At 48.2% G+C, this 4311-nt stretch carries 3 protein-coding genes; 1 reads left to right on the top strand and 2 read right to left on the bottom strand.

What is annotated here, in order from left to right; genetic code table 11:
- Together GF401_07895 and GF401_07890 are read right to left on the bottom strand one after the other, a co-directional pair.
- Positions 1 to 812 (bottom strand): hypothetical protein (locus GF401_07895; protein MBD3344969.1); only part of this gene is annotated, 812 nt, incomplete at its 3' end.
- Between the two features lie 237 nt (positions 813 to 1049).
- Positions 1050 to 1295 (bottom strand): hypothetical protein, encoded by a 246-nt coding sequence (locus GF401_07890; GenBank protein MBD3344968.1) that lies wholly within the window; start codon positions 1293 to 1295, stop codon positions 1050 to 1052.
- A gap of 245 nt (positions 1296 to 1540) precedes the next feature.
- Here GF401_07890 and GF401_07885 point away from each other — a divergent pair, with 245 nt between their 5' ends.
- Positions 1541 to 3958, top strand: coding sequence for a glycosyl transferase (locus tag GF401_07885; protein ID MBD3344967.1), 2418 nt, complete (start codon positions 1541 to 1543; stop codon positions 3956 to 3958).
- Positions 3959 to 4311: the final 353 nt, after the last annotated feature.

The following is a 4311-nucleotide window of genomic DNA, read 5'->3' as shown; positions in this document are numbered from 1 at the left end:
GTTCCGGACGTTGAAAAATCTGCAATATCGGCATTCCAGACATCGGAGCGGGTAAGGTTATACCAGCCGACATCCTGACCGCTCCTTTTCCAGAAAGCAACATCGCCCACCTCGTGAGTATCGCCCGAGCCGATATCATAAAGGTATACGGTATTGCCTTCAAACGCGGCATAATCCCGCGCACCGCCATCGCCCATCCATACATACAGATCGGCAGCTTTTACAGACGGGTCCTGATGATACCCGACCAGGTTGACATGAAGGGCTTCGGAGACACTGCTGAAAATATCGAAAGTAAATGCTTTGCTCTGAGTATCGCTGTTGATTGACTGGGCAAATTCGAGCGTATAGGAATTTTCCTGTTTTAATGGTGACGGAAGTTTTAAATAAATGAAATGTTCGTAGGTATAGTCATATCGATAGTCGCTTCCAGCCCACTCATTTTCCGCATGACCGTTTACTTTGCTTTTGCGATAACAGACCGCAGGATTTTTACCCGAAGGACCATACCCGGTGTCATCGGTTGATTTCAAAGTCCAGTTAGCTGCCTGAACAGCAGCACTTGTGTTTAGCGCAGGATCGTACAGCTTGACCGTGTCCTGACCAGCTTCATGACCATGGGCCTCAAATGCATGAGCGCCCTGCCCATCGTCTTTATGAACAACTTCGCCATCGAGGAAATGGATCATCAGATAATCGCGATCGATGACAGCAACTTCAGCGAGTTTTGCAGCATGAAGTACATTTGCTGAAGAAAGAATGGCACAAACAATAAATACCTGTGGGAGGAGTTGCATTTGCTGATGATTCATTTGAGCTCCTTTATGTTCTGGAGAATATCAGAATGGCTAATTTTGGAGAATATCTCTCTTAATATAGTGAATTTCTACGGCAGGGAGGTTCAGTTCTGGCAGGTAAAATTACTGATTCAAGGTGACCTGGATGCTCCTGCAGTGTACCAAAGGAATAAAGATTCTATTGATATAGTTCAATGCCAAGCGAATTTGATGCATCGGAAATCTTTTTGTCAAGTTCAGCAACAACATTGTTCATCGCTGCCGGTCTTCCCTGATAAGCGTCACGCTCGAATCGCCGACACCGTATTTTTTCTGAATTTCTTCTCGAACCAGGTTAATCTCAGAAAAGACATCATTCCTGCTATAATCTGAATGTGCCAACTGCTGTTCAAGCACCCAGAGTGTTTCACCGGCAAGCGACCGATGGTGCTGCTTTGCCTGCTTTTTCAGCTTAATATACAGTTCATCGGGAACGTTGCGTAATTGTATTGCATGCATTTCGCCTCCATTTTGTGTATAACGATACATCAATATTCAGCGAAAAGCTAATTTTTTGTTTATGTTTGAAGGGAAAATTGGATTCATTTGATTTGTCAGGATTTGTTGAAGCGGAATGCTCCCTCTTTTCCATTTACAGCTTCATTCACACAAAACCCTCTCTCTTTTCGAACGCTCCAGAGTCCTCCTGCCACTAAACAATCATCAATGCAGCGCCAAAAACATTTTCCGCCAGAAAGCAGACTATGACCTACGGTTATTTCGATGACAAAAATTTCGAGTATGTGATCACCAACCCGAAAACCCCGGTCAAATGGATAAATTATATCGGCACGATAGCATTCGGCGGTTTTGTCGACCATACGGGCGGTGCGCTTATCTGCAAGGGCGATCCTGCACTCAACCGTATCACCCGCTATATCCCCCAGCTACCATCATCGGAATTCAAAGGCACGACGCTGTATGTGCGAATATCAGGGAACGGACAGTATCAAGTGATATCACCTTATTTTGTGCCGTCACTCAACCCTTACGATCGTTACGAATGCCATGTGGGTCCGGGATATTCGAAAATAGTCTCCGAGATAGCCGGTGTCCGTACCGAGACGACCATTTTCGTTCCATTCAACGACCATATCGAAATCCGGGATATCAGGATCACCAATATTGACACCAAGGAAATGTTTCTCGATGCAATTCCGGTGAATGAATACACGCACCCCGATGCGCTCAAGCAGTTCACCAATGCCGACTGGGTACCCCAGACCATGCAGAGCCGGGCGATCCGGGAGGATTCGGGCACGTGTATCCTGATCCAGTACCCCTTCATGTTTCGTGATATCAAGATCAATTTTTTCACCTCATCTCATCCGGTATCATCATTTGAGACCGACCGGAGCCTTTTCCTCGGGGATCATGAATACGGCACCTGGGCGAATCCCCAGGCGCTTGCAGGTGATGAGCTTTCCTGCTGTGAGGCCAATCGTGGAGATAACCTTGCCGCGCTGATGCACCGTTTCGGCTCAGTTGCGCCGGGAGAATCCCGTCGTTTTATCACTCTTTTAGGTCAGGTCGAATCGATTACCGCTGCCATGCCGATAATCGAAAAATACCGTAATCATGCAACTGTTGACTCAGCATTTGAGGATATGCGTATGTTCTGGAAAAACCACTTTGAAAAAATGCAGGTGAGCACCCCCGATGCCGATATGAATCGCATGCTCAACATTCATAATCCCCGCCAGTGCTACATCACCAAAAACTGGTCACGATACCTGTCTCTCTACCAGCTCGGTTTCGGCGCCCGGGGAATCGGCGTGCGCGACAGCTCGCAGGATGTTTTAGGGGTGATGGACCGGATTCCTGCCGAATCCCGGGACCTTCTCAAAAAACTGCTCTCGGTGCAGAATACAAACGGGTCATCGATGCACCAGTTCAATCCGGTTACCATGATTGCCAATGAAGGCGATTCGCGGGAGCGGGAGGATCATCCCCATTATTACGGTGATGACCACCTCTGGGCAATCCCGGCAGTGACATCTTATATAAAAGAAACCGGCGACATTGACTTTCTCGACGAAAACATTCCATTCTATAATGATAATGGAAAAAACGGGAACAACGGTATCGATACGGTTCTCGATCATATGCAGCGAGCCCTTGCATTTACGAATGCAAATATCGGCGCACACGGACTTCCGCTTCTGGGCTTTGCCGACTGGAATGACACGATCAACCTTGCAAAGGGCGCGGAATCCATGTTTATCGCCTGCCTCTATGGCCTGGCCCTTACCGAAATGATCGAACTGCTCGATTTTTGCGGCCGGAACAATTATGCGCACTATTACCGGAACGATTTTAATGCCATAAAGCGGGTTTTCAACAAGTGCGCATGGGACGGCGAATGGTATGTTCGCTATTTCGATGTCGACGGCACACCTCTGGGCTCGAACCTTAACGAGCACGGAAAGATTTATGTCAATGCCCAGTCGTGGCCGGTCATTGCCGGGTTCGCCGAAGACCACCGCGGCCGGAAAGCACTCGATTCGGCCTATAAACTGCTCAACACAAAAAACGGAATCAAGCTCAGTGCCCCCGGTTTCAACGGATTTGCCCCGAATAAAGGCGGAATCACCACCTACCCCCCCGGCGCCAAGGAAAACGGCGGCATATTCCTTCACACCAATCCCTGGATGATGATTGCTGAAACGATCATGGGCAACGGTGACCGTGCTTTCGAATACTACACTCAAATCAACCCCGCCGCCAAAAACGACAAAATCGATGAGTACGAATGCGAGCCCTATGTGTACGCACAGAATATCCTCGCCGACGAACATCCCCAATTCGGCCTCGGTCGTAATAGCTGGCTTTCAGGCACCGCATCATGGGCATACCAGGCCGGTACCCGCTACATTCTCGGAATCAGACCCGAATATCAGGGACTCACGGTCGATCCCTGCATTCCGAAACAGTGGGATGGATTTACGGTCAATCGGCGGTTTAGAGGAGCACACTACACCATCGAGGTGATTAATCCCGACCATGTGTCAAAAGGTGTTACATTGATTGTTGTTGACGGCAAGCAGATTTCAGGAAAGATTATCCCGATTCTCGATGCGGAAAGCTCGCATGAGGTGAAGGTGATCTTGGGAGCCGGGTGATTCTGGAATTTTAAATGCAAAATCAGTCTTGTCCAAAATAGAACGATAATTACGCTGATCAAGCTGATACTTCGACAGGCTCAGTACGAGTATTCGCTGATCAGAAAAATACTTCAGCCGGCCGCCCTATTGACAGCCTTGCTCCTCAAAACGAACTTTGCACGCTATTCTATCCACTAATTAATAGAATCCTGCATTCGCCAGGTTCCAGATGAACGCATAACGCCGGAAAGAACGCAATTATGAGTACAAAAACGCCACATTTTCTGATTATGCTGCTCGCTGCCGGAATCATGTTCGGGGCGAACAGTCAGGATGATCTATTCCTGGACAGCCCGTCTCCGGATGAAGAG

It is taken from the genome of Chitinivibrionales bacterium (assembly GCA_014728215.1).
Lineage (GTDB): Bacteria > Fibrobacterota > Chitinivibrionia > Chitinivibrionales > WJKA01 > WJKA01.
The sequence above is the reverse complement of the archived record's forward strand: the minus strand, read 5'-3'. Positions and strand labels throughout refer to the sequence as shown.